This is a genomic window from Pandoraea anapnoica (genome assembly GCF_902459765.1).
GTDB classification, from domain to species: domain Bacteria; phylum Pseudomonadota; class Gammaproteobacteria; order Burkholderiales; family Burkholderiaceae; genus Pandoraea; species Pandoraea anapnoica.
Window position 1 is genome coordinate 121,844 of sequence record NZ_CABPSP010000011.1, and the last position, 20,863, is coordinate 142,706.

The 20,863-nt window shown below is 62.4% G+C and carries 23 protein-coding genes; 10 read left to right on the forward strand and 13 right to left on the reverse strand.

The window, feature by feature from the left end; genetic code table 11:
* Nucleotides 1–440: 440 nt before the first annotated feature.
* On the forward strand, nt 441–791 hold the full coding sequence (locus PAN31117_RS18035) for a hypothetical protein (RefSeq protein WP_150739416.1): 351 nt from the start codon (nt 441–443) through the stop codon (nt 789–791).
* A gap of 160 nt (nt 792–951) precedes the next feature.
* On the opposite strand, the gene msrA is transcribed toward PAN31117_RS18035, so the two are convergent.
* The 10 genes from msrA to PAN31117_RS18085 form a co-directional block, all read right to left on the reverse strand.
* A complete protein-coding gene (msrA, locus tag PAN31117_RS18040; RefSeq protein WP_150739417.1) occupies nt 952–1,524 on the reverse strand; it encodes a peptide-methionine (S)-S-oxide reductase MsrA in 573 nt (190 codons plus the stop codon).
* A 194-nt stretch (nt 1,525–1,718) separates the two neighbouring features.
* Nucleotides 1,719–2,675, reverse strand: a complete 957-nt coding sequence (gene hutG, locus PAN31117_RS18045) for a formimidoylglutamase (protein ID WP_150739418.1) — start codon at nt 2,673–2,675, stop codon at nt 1,719–1,721.
* Between the two features lie 85 nt (nt 2,676–2,760).
* Nucleotides 2,761–3,543: an amino acid ABC transporter ATP-binding protein gene (locus PAN31117_RS18050; protein ID WP_039396706.1), complete on the reverse strand. Its 783-nt coding sequence runs from the start codon at nt 3,541–3,543 to the stop codon at nt 2,761–2,763.
* Entirely contained in the window at nt 3,540–4,208 is a 669-nt protein-coding gene (locus tag PAN31117_RS18055; protein WP_150739419.1) for an amino acid ABC transporter permease, read from the reverse strand. Before PAN31117_RS18055 ends, PAN31117_RS18050 begins: the two co-directional genes overlap by 4 nt.
* A 126-nt stretch (nt 4,209–4,334) precedes the next feature.
* A complete protein-coding gene (locus PAN31117_RS18060) occupies nt 4,335–5,072 on the reverse strand; it encodes a transporter substrate-binding domain-containing protein (protein ID WP_150739420.1) in 738 nt (245 codons plus the stop codon).
* A gap of 39 nt (nt 5,073–5,111) precedes the next feature.
* Nucleotides 5,112–5,858 (reverse strand): IclR family transcriptional regulator, encoded by a 747-nt coding sequence (locus tag PAN31117_RS18065; RefSeq protein WP_150739421.1) that lies wholly within the window; start codon nt 5,856–5,858, stop codon nt 5,112–5,114.
* A gap of 245 nt (nt 5,859–6,103) precedes the next feature.
* On the reverse strand, nt 6,104–7,654 hold the full coding sequence (locus PAN31117_RS18070; protein WP_150739422.1) for a class I adenylate-forming enzyme family protein: 1,551 nt from the start codon (nt 7,652–7,654) through the stop codon (nt 6,104–6,106).
* A gap of 113 nt (nt 7,655–7,767) precedes the next feature.
* Nucleotides 7,768–9,012, reverse strand: coding sequence for an acyl-CoA dehydrogenase family protein (locus PAN31117_RS18075; RefSeq protein ID WP_052252558.1), 1,245 nt, complete (start codon nt 9,010–9,012; stop codon nt 7,768–7,770).
* A gap of 21 nt (nt 9,013–9,033) precedes the next feature.
* Nucleotides 9,034–9,870, reverse strand: coding sequence for an alpha/beta fold hydrolase (locus PAN31117_RS18080; RefSeq protein WP_150739423.1), 837 nt, complete (start codon nt 9,868–9,870; stop codon nt 9,034–9,036).
* Nucleotides 9,867–10,916: a 2,5-dihydroxypyridine 5,6-dioxygenase NicX family protein gene (locus PAN31117_RS18085; protein WP_150739424.1), complete on the reverse strand. Its 1,050-nt coding sequence runs from the start codon at nt 10,914–10,916 to the stop codon at nt 9,867–9,869. The genes PAN31117_RS18080 and PAN31117_RS18085 overlap by 4 nt, the downstream gene beginning before the upstream one ends.
* A 145-nt stretch (nt 10,917–11,061) precedes the next feature.
* Here PAN31117_RS18085 and PAN31117_RS18090 point away from each other — a divergent pair, with 145 nt between their 5' ends.
* The 5 genes from PAN31117_RS18090 (at nt 11,062) to kynA (ending at nt 15,306) form a co-directional block, all read left to right on the forward strand.
* Nucleotides 11,062–11,580: a flavin reductase family protein gene (locus PAN31117_RS18090; RefSeq protein WP_150739425.1), complete on the forward strand. Its 519-nt coding sequence runs from the start codon at nt 11,062–11,064 to the stop codon at nt 11,578–11,580.
* 8 nt (nt 11,581–11,588) lie between these two features.
* Entirely contained in the window at nt 11,589–12,059 is a 471-nt protein-coding gene (locus PAN31117_RS18095) for a MarR family winged helix-turn-helix transcriptional regulator (protein ID WP_150739426.1), read from the forward strand.
* Between the two features lie 242 nt (nt 12,060–12,301).
* Nucleotides 12,302–12,997, forward strand: coding sequence for an arylformamidase (gene kynB, locus PAN31117_RS18100; RefSeq protein ID WP_150739427.1), 696 nt, complete (start codon nt 12,302–12,304; stop codon nt 12,995–12,997).
* Nucleotides 12,998–13,064: 67 nt separating this feature from the next.
* Nucleotides 13,065–14,318 (forward strand): kynureninase, encoded by a 1,254-nt coding sequence (kynU, locus tag PAN31117_RS18105; protein ID WP_150739428.1) that lies wholly within the window; start codon nt 13,065–13,067, stop codon nt 14,316–14,318.
* Between the two features lie 16 nt (nt 14,319–14,334).
* Nucleotides 14,335–15,306, forward strand: a complete 972-nt coding sequence (gene kynA / locus PAN31117_RS18110; RefSeq protein WP_246189155.1) for a tryptophan 2,3-dioxygenase — start codon at nt 14,335–14,337, stop codon at nt 15,304–15,306.
* Between the two features lie 294 nt (nt 15,307–15,600).
* Here kynA and PAN31117_RS18115 read toward each other — a convergent pair whose 3' ends face one another.
* Nucleotides 15,601–16,449, reverse strand: coding sequence for an IclR family transcriptional regulator (locus PAN31117_RS18115; protein WP_246189156.1), 849 nt, complete (start codon nt 16,447–16,449; stop codon nt 15,601–15,603).
* Nucleotides 16,450–16,642: 193 nt separating this feature from the next.
* On the opposite strand from PAN31117_RS18115, the gene PAN31117_RS18120 reads away from it, so the two are divergent.
* Complete coding sequence (locus PAN31117_RS18120) at nt 16,643–17,836, forward strand: acyl-CoA dehydrogenase (protein ID WP_039396682.1); 1,194 nt, start codon at nt 16,643–16,645, stop codon at nt 17,834–17,836.
* Nucleotides 17,837–18,053: 217 nt separating this feature from the next.
* Here the strand turns inward: PAN31117_RS18120 and PAN31117_RS18125 are convergent, their stop codons facing one another.
* Nucleotides 18,054–18,692 (reverse strand): peroxiredoxin, encoded by a 639-nt coding sequence (locus PAN31117_RS18125; RefSeq protein ID WP_150577184.1) that lies wholly within the window; start codon nt 18,690–18,692, stop codon nt 18,054–18,056.
* A 213-nt stretch (nt 18,693–18,905) separates the two neighbouring features.
* On the opposite strand from PAN31117_RS18125, the gene PAN31117_RS18130 reads away from it, so the two are divergent.
* The 3 genes from PAN31117_RS18130 (at nt 18,906) to PAN31117_RS18140 (ending at nt 20,271) form a co-directional block, all read left to right on the forward strand.
* Nucleotides 18,906–19,214 (forward strand): ElaB/YgaM/YqjD family protein, encoded by a 309-nt coding sequence (locus tag PAN31117_RS18130; RefSeq protein WP_150739429.1) that lies wholly within the window; start codon nt 18,906–18,908, stop codon nt 19,212–19,214.
* A gap of 117 nt (nt 19,215–19,331) precedes the next feature.
* Nucleotides 19,332–19,715, forward strand: coding sequence for a phage holin family protein (locus PAN31117_RS18135; protein ID WP_150739430.1), 384 nt, complete (start codon nt 19,332–19,334; stop codon nt 19,713–19,715).
* A gap of 13 nt (nt 19,716–19,728) precedes the next feature.
* Nucleotides 19,729–20,271, forward strand: a complete 543-nt coding sequence (locus tag PAN31117_RS18140; RefSeq protein WP_174991016.1) for a DUF3318 domain-containing protein — start codon at nt 19,729–19,731, stop codon at nt 20,269–20,271.
* Between the two features lie 85 nt (nt 20,272–20,356).
* Here the strand turns inward: PAN31117_RS18140 and PAN31117_RS18145 are convergent, their stop codons facing one another.
* Nucleotides 20,357–20,854, reverse strand: coding sequence for a GspH/FimT family pseudopilin (locus PAN31117_RS18145; protein ID WP_174991024.1), 498 nt, complete (start codon nt 20,852–20,854; stop codon nt 20,357–20,359).
* Nucleotides 20,855–20,863 lie beyond the last annotated feature (9 nt).

Below are 20,863 nucleotides of genomic sequence, written 5' to 3' on the forward strand. Positions count from 1 at the left end.
CTACCTGAAGACTTCATGGAGGGGAGCCGCCATTTTATGCGAAAAATAATGAATATATGAACGGTTATGCATGACGCGTATTTCCGGCCGGAAGCCCCCGGTATGCCTTGTTCTACGTCGATCCCCCTCCTCCTGTCATGTCGCGAAGTCACCAACGAAAAAATTCAACGAATATCAATAAAAAATTCAACCAAGGCCCGATCCACGACTCGCATTGCCACCTCGTCCCCTCAAATCGGGGCGTTGTCCGACACCTCTTTCGGACGCTCCACAACCCCGCATCACCTCGCGGCGGGCATCATCGATGTGTCCTGACCGGGCGCGCACCGCAGTAAATGCGTCAATTCCGGGCGCATACGCCAAAACCGCGCTTTAACAACGGCCGCACCATCGCTCGACGCTTCGGAAAGCGTCGTCGTCACATTTCTGGAGATACGCCCATGAAACATCGCCCTGCGCGCGAAGACTACCGACGCTGGCTGAACGCACAACGCGGCGAGACATCGGCTCACGCACAGCAGGCGGCTCAGACAACGGCCGCACTTCCGGCACCTCCCGCGACATTGCCTAATGCCGGGTATGTCGTCTGGTTTTACTCAAGCCTCACCTATCTCGATATTCGTTTCGATCACCACCAGTTCGCCATCGTCACGCAGCAAGTGCCCAGCCCGGCCGAAGCGTTCTACTTCGATCACTTCGACGCCGCCTATGGGCATGCGGCAGACGTGGGCGAGCCGTGCCTGATCCTGTTCGCTTCGGCGACAGGTGGCGCGGCAAGCGTCGCCGGGTAGATGCGGTAGACGTTCGAGGGGTCCGCGGGCGGACACGATGTAGACCGGTCCCGCCTGCGTCATTCTCTGACGCATCGGACGATCTCGCGAGCGCCGCGCCCCGTCGGGCGATTGCGTTACGGCAGGGCAGGACGCACAGCGCTCGACTTGGTCCGCCAACTTATGCCGCCGGCTTCAACCGGCGGGCGAACTTCTCGCGGAATTTCTTGAGCTTCGGCGCGACGACATAGGCACAGTAGCCCTGGTCGGGATGCTGACGGAAGTAGTTCTGGTGGTACGCCTCGGCGGGCCAGAACGTCTGGGTCGCGACAACCTGCGTAACGATGGGATGCTGGTACGTCATCTCCGCCATCAGCTCGGCAATGAGATGTTCGGCAGCCGTCTTTTGTGCGTCGTTGTGATAGAAGATTGCCGAGCGATATTGCGTGCCGACATCGTTGCCCTGACGGTTGAGCGTAGTCGGATCGTGGATCTGGAAGAAGACGATCAGGATTTCTTCGAACGTGACGACGTCCGGGTCGTAGGTCACTTGGACCACTTCCGCGTGGCCCGTGTCGCCTTCACAAACCTGCTCGTACGAGGGATTGTCGACATGGCCGCCTTCATAACCCGAGACGACAGACTTCACGCCGTCCAGTTGCTGATAGCAGGCTTCGAGACACCAGAAACAGCCGCCGGCCAGCGTGGCGACTTCGGTACGGGTATCGCTCAGGGAGTTCGTCTGCTCTGTCATCTTGACCTCGCTTGTCGACTGCGATTGTGCGCACTTGCGTCGGACCGGCATGCCGCAGTGCACCAAACAAATAGGGCGGGCGATCGAGAGTTCGATCGCCCGCCCTATTGTCGCGCAGAAGTCCCGCGAACGGCGCAAATAACCTTAGGCGTTGCGCGGGGCGTGACGTTGCGCACGCGCCGCAGCTACGCCGCTCAGCCCTGCAACTGCGTGATCAGCGGATGCAGCAGACGTGCACCGACACGTGCCGTGAGGCCGTCGCGGTCGTACGTCGGGTTGTACTCGGCGATGTCTGCCACGCGCAGCTTGCCCGAACGACGCACCACGCCGATGAGCGCTTCCACCACTTCGAACGCCACGCCGTGCGCTGCCGGTGCCGACACGCCCGGTGCCTTCTCGCCGGGGAGCACGTCCATGTCGATGGTCAGATAAACGTGGCTCACCTTCGCCAGCTTCTTCTCCAACTGTTCGCACATTTCCGGTAGACGATGCGCAAGCATCGTCGAGTCGAGCCAGTAGTCGACATTCAGCGCGGTGGCGCGCTCGAACAGCGCGTCGGTGTTGCTGTAACGGCTCACACCGAGGCACGCGTAATGGAACGGCGCCTGACGGCCCGCCAGCAACTGCGAGATCTGCCAGAACGGCGTGCCGGAGCTGGCCGTGGGCTGGGCGCGCAGATCGAAGTGGGCGTCGAAGTTGAGAATCAGAATCGGCTCGTCGCGAAGACGGTCACCGTAGTGTTCCGCCACGCCCAGGAACGTGCCATAAGCGATCTCGTGTCCGCCGCCCAGCACCACCGGACGCGCTCCCGCCGCCAATACTTCCGCTACACGATGGCCCAGCGCGGCTTGCGCCGCTTCGAGCCGTTCGTCGGCACACACGATGTTGCCGCCGTCGAACACGGACGGCGTGCCCTGCACGGGCAGGCTCGCCAGTGCCCGGCGCAGCATGTCCGGACCGGCCACAGCGCCCTGACGTCCATGATTGCGGCGCACGCCTTCGTCGCTGCAAAAGCCCAGTACCACTGCGCCGCCCGCCACTTCCGATGCTTCGCAAGCATCGTAGTCGCGCAGCACCTGATGCAGACGCAGCGTGTGGCCTGTTTCGCCGGTATCCACACGGCCTTGCCAGACCGCTCGATCGATTGTCATACGTTTTCCTGCCTTACCTGCTCGTTACCGAATTACTTTGCGTTCTGCGTTGCCTTGCACCGGCGCTGCCGGTGCCGCCAGGTCGTTACGCCGAACGCGAAATGACCGCTTGCAGGAATTCACGCGTACGCGCTTCGCGCGGCGCAGTGAAAATCTGCTCCGGCGAGCCGGCTTCGATGATGCGGCCCTGATCCATCACGACCACCACGTCGGCGACTTCGCGAGCGAAGCCCATTTCGTGCGTGACGACGAGCATCGTCATCCCGTCGTTCGCGAGCGCTTTCATGACTTGCAGCACTTCGCCGACCAGTTCCGGATCGAGTGCCGACGTCGGTTCGTCGAACAGCATGACCTGCGGCTGCATGGCGAGCGCGCGGGCAATCGCCACGCGCTGCTTCTGGCCACCCGACAGCGTGCCCGGGTAGACGTCCGCCTTCGCGGAGAGACCCACCTTGGTGAGAAGTTCGCGAGCGAGCTTTTCGGCGTCGGCACTCTTCATGCCGCGCAGCTTGCGCGGTGCGAGCGTCACGTTATCGAGCACCGTCAGATGCGGAAACAGGTTGAACGACTGGAACACCATGCCCACTTCCGTGCGCAAATGATTGAGTGCGTTCTCGCCCATCATCTTGCCGTGATCTACGAGCTTCTTGCCGACGATCTCGATGGTGCCCTGCTCAGCCGTTTCAAGACCGTTGCAGCAACGCAGGAAGGTGCTCTTGCCCGAACCGCTCGGGCCAATGACCACGACGACCTGACGCGGCTGCACTTCAAAGTCGATGCCCTTGAGCACCTGATGGCTGCCGTAAGCCTTGCCCAGCCCTTCGATCTTGAGGATCGGGGCGCCGTTGGTTGTCTTCACTTCGCTCATTGCACGGCACCTCCGGCACGCAGGGACTTCTCGGCGCGCTGCAGCAGCAGCGTGGTGACACCGGTCAGAATCAGATAAACAAAAGCAATCGCCAGATACACTTCCAGCGAGCGATACGACACGCTGATGATCTTCTGACCTTCGTGCATCACGTCATGAATCGTGAGCAGCGACACAAGGGCGGAGTTCTTGATCAGCGCGATGAATTCGTTGCCCAGCGGCGGGATCATGCGCACCACTGCCTGCGGCAGAATCACCGAGCGCATGGCCTGACCGTAAGGCATGCCGAGCGAGCGGGCGGCTTCCATCTGACCGCGCTCGATCGACTGGATGGCGCCACGCACGATTTCCGAGACATAAGCACCGCTATAGATGCCCAGACCCAGCACGCCGCACACGAACGCCGGCAGCAGAATATTGAACTGAGGCAGACCAAAGAACAGGATGAAGAGCTGCACCAGCAGCGGCGTGCCACGAATGAACGTGACGTAAGCGGTACAGATGCCGTAGCGAATGCGGTTGGCCGGATTGAGTCGGCCCATACCGACCAGCAAACCCAGGACACAGCCGAGGGCCAGGGCGCAGGCGGTGACTTCGACGGTCACGAGCGCGCCACGCGCCAGGTCCATCCAGTTTGCCCACACCGGCGAAAAATCGAGTTCCATGCGTACTCCGTCAGTTGCTCTACTGCGCTATTGCTTTATTACTTGGGCGAGCGACGTCACTCCAGCAGAAGTGACGGCCAACCCGCCCGGTATTGCTTAGGTAATACGTGATGCGAATGACGCGACTTACTTCGAGGTGCCGAAGTACTTCGTCACCAGCGCGGCGTAGGTGCCGTCAGCACGCACCTTCTCCAGCGCCTTGTTCATTTCTTCGGTCAGCGCCTTGTCGTCCTTGCGCAGTGCGAAGCCATAACGCTCGATGGTCAGGGTCTTGTCGAGCACCTTGACGCTCGGGTTGGCCTTTGCGTACAGCAGCGCGGCCGGCTTGCCCGTCACTGCGGCGTCGGCACGACCAATCTTCACGAGTTCGAACATCTGGTCGTTCTTCTCGACTTCCACGCGCGAGACCTTCGGGTAGTTCTCCGTCAGGAACTGCACCGACTTCGTACCGACCTGCACCGACACCTTCTTGCCGTTCAGATCGGCCGGTTCCTTGATGCTGGTGTTATCGGCCTTGACCATGATGGCCAGACCGCCGGTGTAGTACGGGTGCGTGAAGTTCACAGCCTTCAGGCGTTCGTCGGTGATGTAGATGGCCGATGCGGCCACGTCGACACGCTTGGACAGCACGGCCGGGATCAGACCCTTGAAGTCGATATCCGTCCACTCGACCTTCTTACCCATGGCCTTGCCCAGCGCTTCGATCATTTCGACGTCGAAGCCGGTGCGCTTGCCGTTATCCACATATTCGAACGGGGGGAACGTGGCGTCGGTGGCAACACGCAGCACGTCGTCAGCAGCGAAGACCTTGCTCGAGCAGGTGACGGCCAGCGCCATCGTGAACAGGATGTGACGCAATTTCATCTGGTACTCCTTCGTGTAGTCTCGGTTCGGAAAAACCGGTTAAAAGTACTGCAATCGATTCGAAATACGCTCGGCTGCCGCCACCGTGAGGCGGATCAGCTCTTCGTGGCGCTGCGCCACACGCACGGCCGGCGCCATCAACGTGATGGTGCCCTCCAGATGTTCCTTCGCGGCAAAGACCGGGGCCGACACGCCCCAGACGCCGAAATCGACTTCGCTCTCCGACACCGCATAGCGTTGCTTGCGGATCTCTTCGATCTGCGCGGCCAAACGCTCCTGCGCGACCGGCTGGCCAGCCAGTTGACGGCCAATCAGATTCTCGCGGGTGGTCTGAGGCAGGAAGGAGAGCAAGGCCTTGGCCGAGGCGCCATGCACCAGCGGGTGCGCGCGGCCTTTCGCGAACGAGCAACGCAGCGATTGCTCGCTCTCGTGCATGTCGAGGCAGACGACCTGACCGTTGGCGGCGACGAGCAGGCCGACAGTCTCCCCGGTGCGCTGCACGAGGGCGTCGATCTCTTCACGTGCCTGAGTCACAAGATGCGAGTTGTGGTCGAAACCCCACGCCAACTGCACGCCGACCGGACCCGGCTCGTAGAGCGCCTCATGGGCGTGCTCTTGTACCAGCCCCCACTTCTTGAGCGGAACGAGGTGGCGGTAAACCGTAGAGAGCGGCAGGCTCGTTTGCGCGGCGATCTCGCGTGCCGCGATCGGGCGTCCATGACGCGCTACAGTCACGAGGACTTGCAGTACGCGCTCGGAGACCGAATGAGCTTCGGTGGTGTCCATCGTCTTCAAAAACCAAAGAAAGCAAAAAAATCAGCAGGCTGTGCCGCTGATGACGACATGGGCGCTATCTTGCGATGCAATTCCCAAAGTAAAAAATGTGATTCTCACCGGATGGTAACAAATTGGGAGATTACGCATAGGGACTTTCCCTTATGCATCGCGGAAGTTCGGCATAAAAAAACGCCAGAGCCTTTGTGTGACAAGGCATCTGGCGCTTTTAAGCAAGATTTGAATAAAGCTTCTGATTAGCGACTCTTGGTAGCCATTTGCGAATTCGCAGCGTCCGATAGCCACTCGATGAGAATCGGTTTTTGCACTTTCCCAAGTGCGCTCTTGGGCAGGTTCTCAAAAATGACGACGCGTCGCGGCAGTTTGAAGCGTGCGATGCGTGTGCCGAGAAAATCGAGTACGGAGGTCTGCGTCGCACCCGCTTGCGGTGTTGCCACCACCACGGCCACCGGAACTTCGCCCCAGCGTTCGTCCGGCACGCCGACGACCGATGCTTCGAGCACGCCCGGGCAATCGACCAGCGCGTTTTCGATTTCGGCGGGATAGATGTTCTCGCCGCCCGAGATGATCATGTCCTTGCTGCGGCCGACGACTTCGAAGTGACCGTCCTCACGCAAGCGCGCCAGATCGCCGGAGTGGAACCAGCCGTCGGCGAACGACACGTGACCGGGTGCACGCCAGTACTCTCGCATCACGTTCGGTGCCCGCACGAGAATTTCGCCGACGTCGCCGAGTGCCACGTCCTGCCCCGCCGGGTCGACCAAACGCACTTCCACACCCGGACACGCACGCCCCACCGCACCGGGATGCGCCTTCGCCTCGCCGAATCGCAACGCGATGGACACCGGCCCCGTCTCCGTTGCGCCATACACCTGCCCGAGCGGAATACCGCGTGCGTGGAAGGCGTCGATAGCGGACATCGGCACGACGCTCGATCCCGCCATCACACCACGCAGCGACGAGAGATCGCTTGCCGCCCACGCGGGGTGCGTTTGCACCGCGCGCAGAGTGGCGGGCACCATCAGCGAGAGCGTCGGACGATGCCGTGCGACATCGGCGAGCCACGCCGCCGGATCGAAGCGCGGATGTAAGGTGACGCTCGCGCCGCAGAGCAACGCGGGCAGCGTCTGAATGCACAGACCGCCGACGTGAAACATCGGCAGTGTCGAAAGAATGTGATCGTCGGCACACATATCGTGCGACCACCAGCTCGCTTCGGCATTGGCCAGCAGCCCGGCCTGCGTGTGCAACGCGCCCTTGGGTTCGCCGGTCGTGCCGGACGTATAAGCCAGCAACACGGGGGCATCGGCAGGCACGTCCGGGTAGTCGACCGGCTTGACCGACGGCACCGCAATCAGGCCGTCGATGGGCGCGATGGCTGGCGGCGGCAGATCGGTGATGGCGTCCTGTTCGAGCAGGTCACGAATCTGACGTGCTGCGTCGCGATGCGTGGCGTCGAACCACAGCACGCGAACGCCCGCATGACGCACGATGGCAGCCAGCTCCGGCACGGCAAGTCGGAAGTTCAGCGGCAGAAAGATGGCACCGGCGCGCGCGCAGGCAAAGAGCAGCGCCAGTTGCAATTCGTCGTTCAGACCGAGACAGGCGACGCGGTCGCCCGGCGCAATGCGCCACGTCTCGCGCAGATGACCGCCGACGCGCTCCACGCGTCGCCATAACGCGGCGTAATCAGTCGTGAGGGCTTCGTCACCGAAACCGCAGCGCAGCGCCAGCCGTTTGGGCGTGGCGCGCGCATGACGGGCAAGCGCTTCTACAAAAGGCGTCAACTTCTTCTCCGTCACAAGAGAGACGGCGAGGCGATCGCCACCTGGCAACCTCGCCGATTCGCTGAACCACGGCACTCCGGATGGGCGATGCGAAAGCCTCGCCCGCGGATAACTTACTCGTCGCGCTCGCCCGGCTCGTACAACGCTTCGCGGCCAATGCGGTCGAGGCACAGCTCGGCCGTCCACGGCAACATCAGCGCGCCGCAACGCGAATCGCGATACATGCGTTCGAGCGGCAAGGTCTTGAGCATCGACTGGCCGCCGCACGTGCGAATCGCGAGACGGCACAACTCGTTGGCATTCTCCATGATCGTGTACTGCGCTGCATACGCGCGCAGACGGGCTTCCTTGCCCGGATCGGCACGGCCGTCCTGCAAGGCCCGCAGGAACAGCGCGCGCGTTTGCTCCAGCATGATGTGCATTTGCGCGACGGCGATCTGTTTCGTCGGATACATGCGACGCTTGACCGGCGCACCCATGCCTTCGGCTTCGCCGCGCAGATATTTGACGGTGAAGTCGTACGCTGCCTGCGCGATCCCCATATAGGTCGGCGCAAGCGTCATGAACATGTGCGGCCAGCGGCTCGCAGCCTGATAGTAGACGCCGCGTGGCATCAATTGCAGTTCGTCCGGGACGAACACGTCCTTGAAGAGCAGCGTACGCGAGACGGTGCCGCGCATGCCGAGCGGATCCCAGTCGCCGGTGACGGTCACGCCAGGGGCATCGCCCGGCACGGCGATGTAGAACGTGTCCTTCATCGACAGCTCGGGCTTGTCTTCCGTACACAGCACGCCGTAGTAGTTCGCCGCGCCCGAGAGCGATGCAAAGATCTTGCGGCCGTTGATCATCCAGCCGCCGTCGACCTTCGTCGCCGTGGTGCCGAACGGCGCTTTGCCTGCGGCCGCTGCGCTGCCTTCCGAGAACGGCTGCGCGTAGATCGCGCCGTCCTGAATTACACGCTCGAAATGGTGCTTGCGATAGCCCGCATGTTCAGCGCGTTGCTCGGGCGTCATGTCGAGATCGTCGGACAGAATGCCGGTCCACATCATCGAGCAGGTGTGCATGTTGAACGTGAGCGCAGTCGCACCACAATGACGGCCCAGCTCGGCGGACACCATCATGTACGTGGCGAAGTCGGCGCCCAGCCCGCCGTCTTCTTCCGGGATGCACAACTTCAACAGACCGGCGGCGCGCATGTCGTCGTAGTTCTCGAACGGGAACGACGCTTCGCGGTCCCAGCGCGCCGCGCGCGGGGCGAGCGATTCACGGCCGACCTGTTCTGCCAGCGCCAGCAGGCGCCGCTGCTTGTCCGTGAGCGGGAAGTGCTCGCCGACGATCGAGGGAGGCTGATAGGCCACGGTTGTCTCCTGATGTTTGTTCTAGAGCGTTGCGAGGAAGGTGCGCACCTCGGCATCGAAGGCAGCCGGATGTGTCAGATTCATGAGGTGGCCTGCGCCGGGCAGGCAGACGTAGCGCGCGTCGGGAATCGACTCAGCCATGCGCGCCATCACTTTCGGCGGCGCGTTGGTGTCGTGTTCGCCCGCGATCAGCAACACCGGCACGTTCAGACGCATCAGTGCCGCGCGCTGCTCGAAGCCGACGAGTGCCTGCAACGCGGCGCGATAGGCGGGCGGCGTGAGCGCGCCCATCGCGTCGACGGCCAGTGCATGTGCGCTCGCGCGTGTCACGTCATCAGGCTCGCCGAGCATGCCCGGCACGATCGCTTCGGCCATCTCGCGCAGAGTCTTGCCCGCGTCGAGCGGCGCGGTACGCTGACGCACGAACTCGCGCTGGAAGTCGCCGTCCGGCTTACCGAATGCCGGTGACGTGCCACACAGCACGAGGCCAGCGACGTCGCAGGTCGAGGGTGCGCCGCGCGCCATCAGTTCCTGCACGACCATGCCGCCCATGCTGTGTCCGACCAGGACAAAGCGTGGTGCGACTGATGCAGGCGACGTCGAGCGCAACGTATCGAGCAACACGAGAAGGCTGTCGGCAAGCGCCGCCATCGTCGGTTCGGCTGGCATCGCGCTGTCCCCATAGCCCGGCATGTCCCACGCCACGACCCGGTAACCAGCGGCGACGAACGTGTCGAACTGCCCGGGCCACACGTGACGGTTGCCGCCGATACCATGCAACAGGACGAGCGTGAGTGGGCCGTCGCCGGACTCGCGATAGGCAGGGCAGGCAGGCGCGGCCATCGTGGGCGACGTCATGATGCGAATTCGCCTTGCAGTTGCCCTTCGCGCACAACCACGTCGCCATCGAGTGCGATCGTGCATTTACGCAGCGGCAGATCGAAGTGACCCAGCGTGTGGCGTCCCGCGACCTCGTTGGCCCCCGTCGAATAAAGGAAGTTGCCTGCGAAGGCGCGCTGCTCCGTGCCGTTGCAATCGCGCTTGTCGTAGCAGGCGAGTGCGTCCCAGCGGGCGCGCGGGTTCAGGCCGAAGCCGACGTGCGACACGGCGTACGCCTCGCGGTCGCCCCACGCGGCGAAGTAGTCGCGCATGAGATCGACGTCCACGCCCTCTCCGTCGATGGCCACGACATAGTCGTCCTCGACGGTAAGCGCGATGCGATCCCGCAAGTATTGTTTGAAGGTGAGATTGATGTCGCCCGGTGCGAGCACGAGCTGGCCGTTGACGCTATGCGCAGCGGGAAACGCCAGCGCGAGGCCGCCAGGCCAATGCGCGACCTGCCCCGGTTTGGCGCACCAGCCCCAGACGCCCCCCACACGCGCGTCGCGAAGTCCGATGCGCAAATCGGTACCGGCAGCGGACGTCACGTGCATTTCTGCTGCACTGCGCAAACGCTTGATCGCGGCGCGCACCTTCGGCTCCAGCGCCGGGTCGGTGGCGCAGCGCTCCAGAATCTCGGGATGTTCGTTGGACACCATCAGCACGCGCGCGCCGCCGCCCAGAATCTCGGGCAGTTCGGGGGCGTGTAACAGGCCTTCGACGGTGCAGTCGACGACGAGCGTCGCCGCCTTGAGGGCGGCCACGACGGGGGCCAGTTGCCCCAGCGCGTCGCTTGCGCCGGTCGAGCGCACAGGCACCGGCGCACTGACACGCGCACTGGGTACGACCAGCCGGAACGGCCTTGCGCCAAGCGCCTCGGCGGCCAACTGCGCCAATTCCACATTGACAGGCCGGGATTGCGTTTCAGCTACAATCGCCACCACATCACCGGGTCGTATGTCGCAGCGCCGCAAGGTCTCGGCAAATACGTCGATCCACTTATGCTCGATTCGCTCGATCAGCATATCGTCTCCTGAGCGTCTGACCCTTGCGCCCTTGCCGGGCAACGTTGGCCGTCACGCGTCTTGTCGATCTGTTGTTCGTGCCATAGTATATGAATATTCATACAAATCAACCCGATCAAATTAGCCGGACGGGAGTGCAGGGAAAGTGAACGCCAATCGCGCTTCGGCGCCTGATTTCGACAGCGCAGCTTTTCGCAGTGCGCTCGGTCAATTTGCGACCGGTGTCACCGTGATCACCACGCGGGCCGACGACGGCTCGCTCATCGGCATCACCGCCAGTTCGTTCAATTCGGTGTCGCTCACGCCGCCGCTCATCTTGTGGAGTCTTGCCACGCGAGCGGGCAGCATGCCCGTTTTCCGCGACAACACACATTACGCCGTGAACGTGCTCGCCGCCGATCAGCTCGATCTTTGCAAGCGCTTCGCGACGATGAAGGGCGACCGGTTCGCGGGCGTGCCGTACACGCTGTCGGCGTCGGGCACGCCGGTGCTGGACGGCGCGCTTGCCTGGTTCGAATGCCACAACCGCAGCCGTTACGACGAAGGCGATCACGTCATCTTCGTGGGTGAGGTGGAGCGTTGCGGCGTGCATACGGACGTGGCAGAGCGCATGCCGCTGATCTTCCACGCAGGCAGCTTCCACAAACCGCAATCGCTGGGCTGAGGTACATCATGTCCGCTGCGCGGTCGGCCACCCCGGCTTCCTCCGACACACCGTTCGTCGACGACTATCTGCTGTATCTGCTCGCCCGCGCGAGCGCGCTCGTGTCGGACGAGTTTCACCGCGAAGTGGCCGCCGCCGGGCTCGGCGTGCTGGAATGGCGCGTGCTGGCCACGTTGTCCGACGGGCAGGCGCGCACCATCAATCAATTGGCAAACATCGTGCTCGCCAAGCAGCCGACCGTCACCAAGGTCATCGATCGGCTCGAAGCATCGGGCGACGTCGTTCGGGGCGAGAGCGCCACTGACCGCCGACAATCGCTGGTCTCGCTCACCGACGCGGGCATCGCCCACGTCACCCCGCTACTGGCGGGTGCGCGACATCATGAGGCGAGTGTGCTCGCGCGATTCGGCGAGCCGCAGTCGGCACAACTCAAGGAAGCGCTGCGCGAGCTCATCCACCAGATGACGCATCGATGCTAGTCGCCCTCTGCGCTCACTCATCCCCCTCGCATTACCTCGCCGACGAATTCAGGCGAACTCGCATCGAATTCGATCAAATTCGCAAAACTTAAAAGAATCCACCGCGAAATCGGCGTAAATGTTTGCCTGATTTCAATTCGGGCTGCCCGGCCATTCGAATACGCAAGCACCTGCGGCGAAGAATTTCCTACACTATCTGGGATTTCTTCCTCCACAAAACGCGCCTTATCAAGCGCTTGCGTATGAACGTTTCGAACGCTCCGGAAGCTCCGAATACAGCAGCCAACACCGCAGAAGTGGCCACCACGACCGAACGTCGTGTGTGGGACATCAGCGCGCCCTTGTCCGCAGACACGCCCGTATGGCCCGGCGACACGCCGCTGACCGAGGAAGCCGTGTGGCAGATCGGTCCCGGCTGCCCGGTCAACGTCGGCCGCATCACGCTCTCTCCACACACCGGCGCGCATGCCGATGCGCCGCGTCATTACGACGACGCGGGCGTTTGCATCGGCGAAGTCGACCTTCAGACGTATCTGGGGCGGTGCCGGGTGATCCATTGCATTGGGGCGTCGCCGGTCGTCACACCCGAGATGGTCGCGCCGCACCTCGCCAACGTTCCGCCGCGCGTGCTTTTGCGCACTTACACGCAAGCGCCGGTCTCGCGCTGGGACAGCGAGTTTTGCGCCGTTGCACCGGAGACGATCGATTTGCTGGCGTCGCACGGCGTGAAGCTCGTGGGCATCGATACGCCCTCGCTCGATCCGCAGCAGAGCAAGACGATGGACGCTCATCACCGCATTCGTGCGCATCGCATGGCGATCCTCGAAGGGCTGGTACTCGACGCCATCACGCCAGCAGATTACGAACTCATTGCGCTGCCGCTGAAATTCATGCGGCTCGATGCGAGTCCGGTGCGCGCAGTGCTTCGCGCCCTCTGAGCATCGCGGCACACACAATTTTCTTTTTTCATCCGACGCTTTTACTCATTACTCAACTACGCAAACCATGACGTCTTCTCGCAACGATTGTCTGGCCCTCGACGCGGCCGATGCCCTTGCCCCTCTGCGCGCACAGTTCGACCTGCCGCCGAACGTGATCTATCTCGATGGCAACTCGCTGGGCGCGCGTCCGATCGCGTCGGCCAAGCGCGCGCAGGAAGTGATTACCGGCGAATGGGGCGTGGGCCTTATCCGCAGCTGGAACGAAGCCGACTGGTTCGCACTGCCGCGCACGCTCGGCGACAACCTTGCTCCGATCATCGGTGCGGGCAAGGGCGAAGTCGTGGTGACGGACACCACGTCGAGCAACCTCTTCAAGGTGATGGCCGCCGCACTCGACGCGCAGCGTGAGCGTTCGCCCAAGCGCAAGGTCGTGATCTCCGAGCGCAGCAACTTCCCGACCGATCTGTACATCGTGCAAGGGCTGACGCGTCTGCTCGACGACGGTTACTCGCTGCGTCTGATCGACTCGCCGGACGAGCTGCAAAGCGCGCTGGGCGACGACGTCGCCGTGGTGCTGCTCACGCACGTGAACTACCGCAGCGGCGCGATGTACGACATGAAGGCGCGCACGGCCGAGATTCATGCGAGCGGCGCGCTGGCGGTGTGGGATCTGTGCCACTCGGCGGGCGCTGTGCCGGTCGATCTGAACGGTGCCGACGCCGATTACGCCGTGGGTTGCACGTACAAGTATCTGAATGGCGGCCCGGGTTCGCCCGCTTTCGTGTGGGTCAACAAGAAGCATCAGGGCACGTTCTGGCAGCCGCTGTCGGGCTGGTGGGGCCACCGCACGCCGTTCGCGATGACGCCGGAGTACACGCCGGACGACGGCATCGGCCGTTACCTGTGCGGCACGCAGCCGATCGTCTCGCTGTCGCTGGTGCAATGTGGTCTGGACATTTTTGCGCAGACGTCGATGGACGCATTGCGTCGCAAGTCGCTCGCGCTGACCGATCTGTTCATCAAGCTGGTCGAAGAGCGTTGCGCCGAATTCCCGTTGACGCTGGTGACGCCGCGCGATCATGCGTCGCGTGGTTCGCAGGTGAGCTTCGAGCATCCGGAAGGTTTCGCCGTGATTCAGGCACTGATTGCGCGCGGCGTGATCGGCGACTATCGCGAGCCGCGCATCATGCGTTTCGGCATGACGCCGCTGTACACGAGCTTTGCCGACGTGTGGGATTCGGTCGAGATTCTGCGCGACGTGCTGAGCACCGGTTCGTGGGACAAGCCCGAGTTCCATCGCCGTGGCACGGTGACCTGAGCAAGGAGTTGTCAGCATGACCAAGCCGTCCCCCAAGGCTACGACGCCGACGTCCGACTCGCTCGCTTCTTCATCCGCCTCGCCCGCTCAGGGCGGGTGCCCGTTCGGGCACGGGAGCGAAGCGAGCGGCGGCGCGTCCTCCCCGTCCGCCAGCACGTCCGCCAATGCCACGCAGTGGCACGATGCCCAACTCGATTTCTCGAAGAGCATGAGCTATGGCGACTACCTGTCGCTCGATCCGATTCTGAATGCACAGCATCCGCGCTCGACCGATCACAACGAGATGCTGTTCATCATTCAGCATCAGACGAGTGAACTGTGGATGAAACTCGCGCTGTACGAGTTGCAGGCTGCGCGCACGGCCGTTCACAACGACGAACTGCCGCCGGCGTTCAAGATGCTGGCGCGTGTGTCGCGCATTCTTGAGCAGTTGGTGCAGGCGTGGAGCGTGCTGGCGACGATGACGCCGTCGGAGTATTCGTCGATGCGTCCGTCGCTGGGTAGCTCGTCGGGCTTCCAGTCGTATCAGTACCGCATTCTGGAGTTCATGCTGGGCAACAAGAATGCGGCGATGCTGGGGCCGCATTCGCATCGCCCGGACCTGTATCAGCAGGTCGAAGCTGCGCTCAACGCGCCGTCGTTCTATGACGAAGTGGTGCGTCTGCTCGCGCGTCGTGGCTTTGCGATTGCGCCGGAGCGTCTGGAGCGCGACTGGACGAAGCCGACGCCGCACGACACGACCGTCGAAGCGGCTTGGCTTGAGGTGTATCGCAACCCGTCGCAACACTGGGAGCTATACGAGATGGCCGAAGAACTGGTCGATCTCGAGGACGCTTTCCGTCAGTGGCGCTTCCGTCACGTGACCACGGTCGAGCGCATCATCGGCTTCAAGCAAGGGACCGGAGGCACGAATGGTGCGCCGTACCTGCGCAAGATGCTCGACGTCGTGCTGTTCCCCGAGCTTTGGCACGTGCGGACGTTGCTGTGAGTGTTTTTGTTGTGTTGTGAAAACCGTCGTATAGAAGCGCTTAGCGCCCTCGCCCCACGCCCGGGGCAGCGGCGCTTGCCCGGCCCCTGACTCCGCTCCAGGACCTTTTAAGTCGCTACGTCAGGGGCCGGACAATCACCGCCATCGGATGTCCAAGAACCCGGCACGGTTATTAACCGCGTGGTGTCGTCGCATCGATAGCGCTGACGAATCGGGTTGGGTGTCGCCCGCGGTGCGACTTAAAAGGTCGTGGAGCGCCGCGGGCGACACCCAACCCGATTGACCACAGACCGATTAAGCGTTTCCGCTAAGACGAGCGGCCAACTGTTTCAATCGGGGTCCGATCTCCTCCCGAAACACCGAATCCGGAATCGAAGAAGACGGCCCGCTGCAGCTGATCGCGAGCCAACGGTTCTGCCGGATGTCGCGAAGCGGCACGGCAACGGCGTTGACGCCTTCATGCCACTCGCGAAACGAGTAGCAGAGCCCTTCCCGCTTGTACGATTCGATCCCTTTGTCGACGCCCGATTGCAGTGCGTCCCAGCCGACGTTGCGTAGTGCGGCGGGGTTCGCGTCGTAGGCATCGTGCAGATCCGAGAGCATCGTCTCGCGCTCGGTCGGCGACATAGCCGCGAGGTAGACGCGCCCCATCGAACTGGTCAGCATCGACAGACGAGAGCCTGCTGTAAGACCAAGCGTGAGATGCGCGGAGTCGCTACGAATCGTCTCCAGATACATCATGTCCACGCCCTCGCGACAGCCGAGGGAGATCGAACATCCCATTTCTCTGGCAAGCGCGCGCATATGAGGACGCGCCAGCGTCAGCATATCGGTGCCGTTCAGGAAGGCATAACCGAGGGCCAGCACGCCCGCGTCCAGCGCATATTTGCCGAGCTCCGCGTCGTAGCGCAGGTAGCCGAGTTCGGTGAGCGTGTAGGCCAGACGGCTCACTGTTGCTTTCGGCAAGCCCGTGCGTGCCGCGAAATCGCGGTTGCCGAGCAGCATGTCGTCCGGCCCGAAGGCGCGCAGCAGTTCGAGGCCACGCGCCAACGCCGTAACGAACTTGCGCTCGTCGTGCGACGGCGACACACCATGAGCCGGCGCACCGGTAAGGGCAGACAGGGACGTTTTGATCACAGCCATCGCGCACTCCGCATCGACTTCGCACTCACATTGAACATACCGGGCAAGCAGGATTGAACAAGATCAAACAGATTCGGCCAGTGCATGCACTGGCCGTTGCCCGGCGAAAAATTTTAGTGTTAAACTAACTTCGATTTCAGAACATTGTTCCGCATTGCGGAACTTTCGTCAAGTTGATTGGAGGAGATGGGTCATGGCAGGCAATGCACAGTTTCACTGGGAAGATCCGCTGTTGCTCGACGCGCAGCTCACCACCGACGAGCGGATGATTCGCGACGCAGCCGCTGCGTATGCGAACGACAAGCTCGCACCGCGTGTGCTCGAAGCGTTCCGTCACGAGCGTACCGACGCATCGATCTTTCGCGAGATGGGCGAGATCGGCCTGCTCGGCCCGACGATCCCCGAACAATACGGCGGCCCCGGTTTGAACTATGTGGCCTACGGCCTGATCGCCCGCGAAGTCGAGCGCGTGGATTCGGGCTATCGCTCGATGATGTCCGTGCAGTCGTCTCTGGTCATGGTCCCGATCTATGAGTTCGGCAGCGAAGCGCAGAAGCAGAAGTACCTGCCAAAGCTCGCCAGCGGCGAATGGATCGGCTGCTTCGGTCTGACCGAGCCGAACCACGGTTCGGACCCGGCGGGCATGACCACGCGCGCCAAGAAAGTCGCCGGCGGTTATGAGCTGAGCGGCAGCAAGATGTGGATCACGAATTCGCCCATCGCCGACGTCTTTGTCGTCTGGGGCAAGCTCGCCGACGAAAACGGCGAAGAGAAGATCCGCGGCTTCATTCTGGAAAAAGACTGGAAGGGTCTGTCAGCCCCCGCGATTCACGGCAAGGTCGGCCTGCGTGCGTCCATCACCGGCGAGATTGTGATGGATCAGGTCTTCGTGCCGGAAGAGAACCTGATGCCGGGCGTCTCCGGCCTGAAGGGTCCGTTCACGTGTCTGAACTCGGCCCGCTACGGCATCGCCTGGGGGGCACTGGGCGCCGCCGAATTCTGCTGGCATATGGCACGTCAGTACGTGCTCGATCGCCAACAGTTCGGCCGTCCGCTCGCCGCCAACCAATTGATTCAGAAGAAGCTGGCCGACATGCAAACGGAAATCACGCTGGGCCTGCAAGGCTGCCTGCGTCTGGGGCGCATGAAGGACGAAGGCACGGCCGCGGTCGAGATCACCTCGATCATGAAGCGCAACTCGTGCGGCAAGGCACTCGACGTGGCGCGTCTGGCCCGCGACATGCTCGGCGGTAACGGCATCTCGGACGAATTCGGCATCGCCCGCCATCTCGTGAACCTCGAAGTGGTCAACACCTACGAAGGCACGCACGACATCCACGCCCTGATTCTGGGGCGCGCACAGACGGGTATTCAGGCGTTCTTCTGATTCCCGGAGGTTTGAGAAGTGGGCGCGAAATCGCGCCCACTTCTTTGCAACGTTGTTAGGTACGCGTCGTTTCTCGAGCCGCATGTCGCGGGCCGTCAATCCAACGAGCGACGGCGCGTACCCAACAAAAAAGCCAGCTCATACGAGCTGGCTTTTTGTTTCGTGATGCAGCATGTGCGGCGCATCGATATGCAACCGCCCATTCATCACCCGTCGATTACTTGTTCGGCTGCGGCGTGAGGCGCAGGTACGGACGCACGGCCTTGTAGCCCTTCGGGAATTTCTCCTTCAGCACAGCCTCGTCCTTGAGCGACGGCACGATCACCACGTCTTCGCCATCCTTCCAGTTACCCGGCGTAGCAACCGAGTAGTTGTCGGTCAGTTGGAGCGAATCGATGACGCGCAGAATTTCATCGAAGTTGCGCCCCGTGCTTGCCGGGTAAGTGATGATCAGACGCACCTTCTTCTTCGGATCGATCACGAACAGCGAGCGCACCGTCACGGTTTCGCTGGCATTCGGGTGAATCATGTCGTACAGCTGCGAAACCTTGCGATCGCCGTCGGCCAGGATCGGGAAATTGACCGTGGTGTTCTGCGTTTCGTTGATGTCGCTGATCCAGCCCTTGTGCGACTCCGCATCGTCCACCGACAAGGCGATGGCTTTCACGTTACGTTTTTCGAACTCGCCCTTGAGTTTTGCAGTCAGACCCAGTTCAGTCGTGCACACCGGCGTGTAGTCGGCCGGGTGCGAGAAAAGGACACCCCAGCCATCGCCGAGGAATTCGTGAAACTTGATCGTGCCGATCGACGAATCCTGCTCGAAGTCGGGAGCGATATCACCCAAACGCAATGTCATTTACGGTCTCCTTGAGAACCTTTCACTCAGTGGGAACAAGACTAAAGGATGCTAAGCTTAGTCAGAACGAATAAAAAATTTGTTCCAAATGATTTCTGGAAATATACGGCAGCCTGTCTGTTGTTTTCTGGCAACGACGCGTTGAAAGCTGTACGATAACCCCCATATCAGCCGCAGATCCCCGCATTTTCCTCCCAGAAACGGGTAACGACTATGTCGCAAGTGCCTACCAACAAGGAGAAGTTCATGACCGATATCAAATCCGTACTGGCCGACGCCGAAGACCTGCTCAAGCAAGCCGCCAACACGACCGGTGAGCGTGCTTCCGAACTGAGCGACAAGGCCCTCACCCTGCTCAAGCAAGCTAAGGAAAAGGCCTCCGACGTTCAGGTCGTCGTGGTTGAGAAGAGCAAGCAGGCCGCTCGCGCAACTGACGACTACGTGCACGATCATCCGTGGCAAGCCGTGGGCATCGCCGCCGGTATTGGCGTGGTGATCGGCCTGCTGCTTAACCGCAAGTAAGCTCGCTGAATACGCGCAGTCAGCGCGACCAGCACAAGTCACTTTCTCGCCCACTCTGCCAAAGGCGGAGCCTGCCTGACCGGTGCGACGGGTCGGGCGGGCCGCCCCGTCCAGCCCATGACCGACAATGATCGCACGACCCCGCCGCGGCCTTCGCTGCGGCGCATCGCCGGTGCGTTGCTCGAGATCCTTCAGTCGCGCATCGAACTCATCGGCATCGAATTGACCGAAGAGAAGGAACGCCTGATGGGCGTTGCGTTTCTCGGTCTTGCCGCAATGCTCTTCGGTGTTCTCGCCCTCGTGTCGCTGACCGCGCTGGTCATCGTCATTTTCTGGGACACCTATCGCCTCCAGGCCATGACCGGCATATTCGTCGTGTATCTCTTGCTCGCGAGCTGGTGCGCCATGCGTGCGCGCAACATTCTGCGCGATGCCCCGATGCCGTTCGAAGCCACACTGGCCGAGTTCGAAAAGGACCGCGACGCCTTGCGTCCGGACTGAAGGAGACCCGCCCGTGCCGCTGGAACAGAACCATCCTCAACGACCGCGTCGCCCGCGCCAGTCGCGACGCTCCCGTCACGAACTCCTCGCCATTCGCAAGGAGATCGTGCTCACGCGCATTGCCGTCGAGCGTGCCGAACTGATTCAGGCGTCGCATGTGACGCGCGAGCGCCTGCGCAACTTCCGCTGGGTTCGCTACCTGTTGCCCGGTGGTCTCGCCCGCTTCTCCGGACTCGGCGGTCTAGGTGGCCTCGCCAACTCCGGCCTCAAGCTCGGCGGTCTGCTCGAACGCTATCCGCTCGTCAGCTCAGTGGCGTCGATTGCGCTCACAGGCCTCTCCCACACGCCTGTCGGACGCATCGCCCGACGCGGACTCAAGTGGGGCAGCCTCGGCTTGCTCGCGTGGCAAGGCATCAAGCTCTGGCAAGAATCGACGAAAGGATCGTCGACACAAGCCGACGCTTCGACCAACGGGGCGACCTCCACGAATTCCGCTACGCCCCCATCACCGGCAGTCCCAAAAGACAATGATCGCGGCTCCCCGCCGTTGATGTAATGACGGTATTCGCGGCAAGCTGGCCATCGGGGTCCGGTTTGCGCTTACACAGACACACACTCGCGCCCCTCGCCCATACGGCCGCCTACGCTTCGCAACGCTTTGCGACACGTGCGCGGCCGTAGGCGTTGATGGTGATGCAGATGCGTCGATCATGCCCTGCGATGCGCACCGTGCCCGACAACCACTTGCGCGCCTCGGTCCGGATGAACCCGCTTTCGGCAAACGCCAGCCCTTCCGTGTAATACAGCCCCCACCTCGCCTCGATACGCACGCCTGATGGCAGCGGCGCATGGCGCCCCAATAGCGTCTCGCCCGCATCCAGCCGGTGATTTCGGTTCTCGTCGACAAACGTCACCCAGCCACTGTTGAGACTCACGCCGTCGTGCGGCGCGACCGCGATACGCCGCTGTCGCCCCAATGCCTCAGCGCGCGCCGCTTGCATGGTCGCCAGAAATGCGCGCGCCGTCGTCTCCACCGCCACACGACGCCGCACCGCCTCGATCGACGGCGCGACAGCAAACAACGCAACCGCAAGCACCGCCATCGCCACAAGGCATTCGATCAGCGTGACGCCACGCATCGGCCGTGC

Coding starts and splice junctions, on each gene's coding strand:
- PAN31117_RS18035 (WP_150739416.1), top strand. CDS start 441: ATGAAACATCGCCCTGCGCGCGAAGACTACCGACGCTGGCTGAACGCA.
- msrA (WP_150739417.1), bottom strand. CDS start 1,524: ATGACAGAGCAGACGAACTCCCTGAGCGATACCCGTACCGAAGTCGCC.
- hutG (WP_150739418.1), bottom strand. CDS start 2,675: ATGACAATCGATCGAGCGGTCTGGCAAGGCCGTGTGGATACCGGCGAA.
- PAN31117_RS18050 (WP_039396706.1), bottom strand. CDS start 3,543: ATGAGCGAAGTGAAGACAACCAACGGCGCCCCGATCCTCAAGATCGAA.
- PAN31117_RS18055 (WP_150739419.1), bottom strand. CDS start 4,208: ATGGAACTCGATTTTTCGCCGGTGTGGGCAAACTGGATGGACCTGGCG.
- PAN31117_RS18060 (WP_150739420.1), bottom strand. CDS start 5,072: ATGAAATTGCGTCACATCCTGTTCACGATGGCGCTGGCCGTCACCTGC.
- PAN31117_RS18065 (WP_150739421.1), bottom strand. CDS start 5,858: ATGGACACCACCGAAGCTCATTCGGTCTCCGAGCGCGTACTGCAAGTC.
- PAN31117_RS18080 (WP_150739423.1), bottom strand. CDS start 9,870: ATGACGTCGCCCACGATGGCCGCGCCTGCCTGCCCTGCCTATCGCGAG.
- PAN31117_RS18085 (WP_150739424.1), bottom strand. CDS start 10,916: ATGCTGATCGAGCGAATCGAGCATAAGTGGATCGACGTATTTGCCGAG.
- PAN31117_RS18095 (WP_150739426.1), top strand. CDS start 11,589: ATGTCCGCTGCGCGGTCGGCCACCCCGGCTTCCTCCGACACACCGTTC.
- kynB (WP_150739427.1), top strand. CDS start 12,302: ATGAACGTTTCGAACGCTCCGGAAGCTCCGAATACAGCAGCCAACACC.
- kynU (WP_150739428.1), top strand. CDS start 13,065: ATGACGTCTTCTCGCAACGATTGTCTGGCCCTCGACGCGGCCGATGCC.
- kynA (WP_246189155.1), top strand. CDS start 14,335: ATGACCAAGCCGTCCCCCAAGGCTACGACGCCGACGTCCGACTCGCTC.
- PAN31117_RS18115 (WP_246189156.1), bottom strand. CDS start 16,449: ATGGCTGTGATCAAAACGTCCCTGTCTGCCCTTACCGGTGCGCCGGCT.
- PAN31117_RS18120 (WP_039396682.1), top strand. CDS start 16,643: ATGGCAGGCAATGCACAGTTTCACTGGGAAGATCCGCTGTTGCTCGAC.
- PAN31117_RS18125 (WP_150577184.1), bottom strand. CDS start 18,692: ATGACATTGCGTTTGGGTGATATCGCTCCCGACTTCGAGCAGGATTCG.
- PAN31117_RS18130 (WP_150739429.1), top strand. CDS start 18,906: ATGTCGCAAGTGCCTACCAACAAGGAGAAGTTCATGACCGATATCAAA.
- PAN31117_RS18135 (WP_150739430.1), top strand. CDS start 19,332: ATGACCGACAATGATCGCACGACCCCGCCGCGGCCTTCGCTGCGGCGC.
- PAN31117_RS18145 (WP_174991024.1), bottom strand. CDS start 20,854: ATGCGTGGCGTCACGCTGATCGAATGCCTTGTGGCGATGGCGGTGCTT.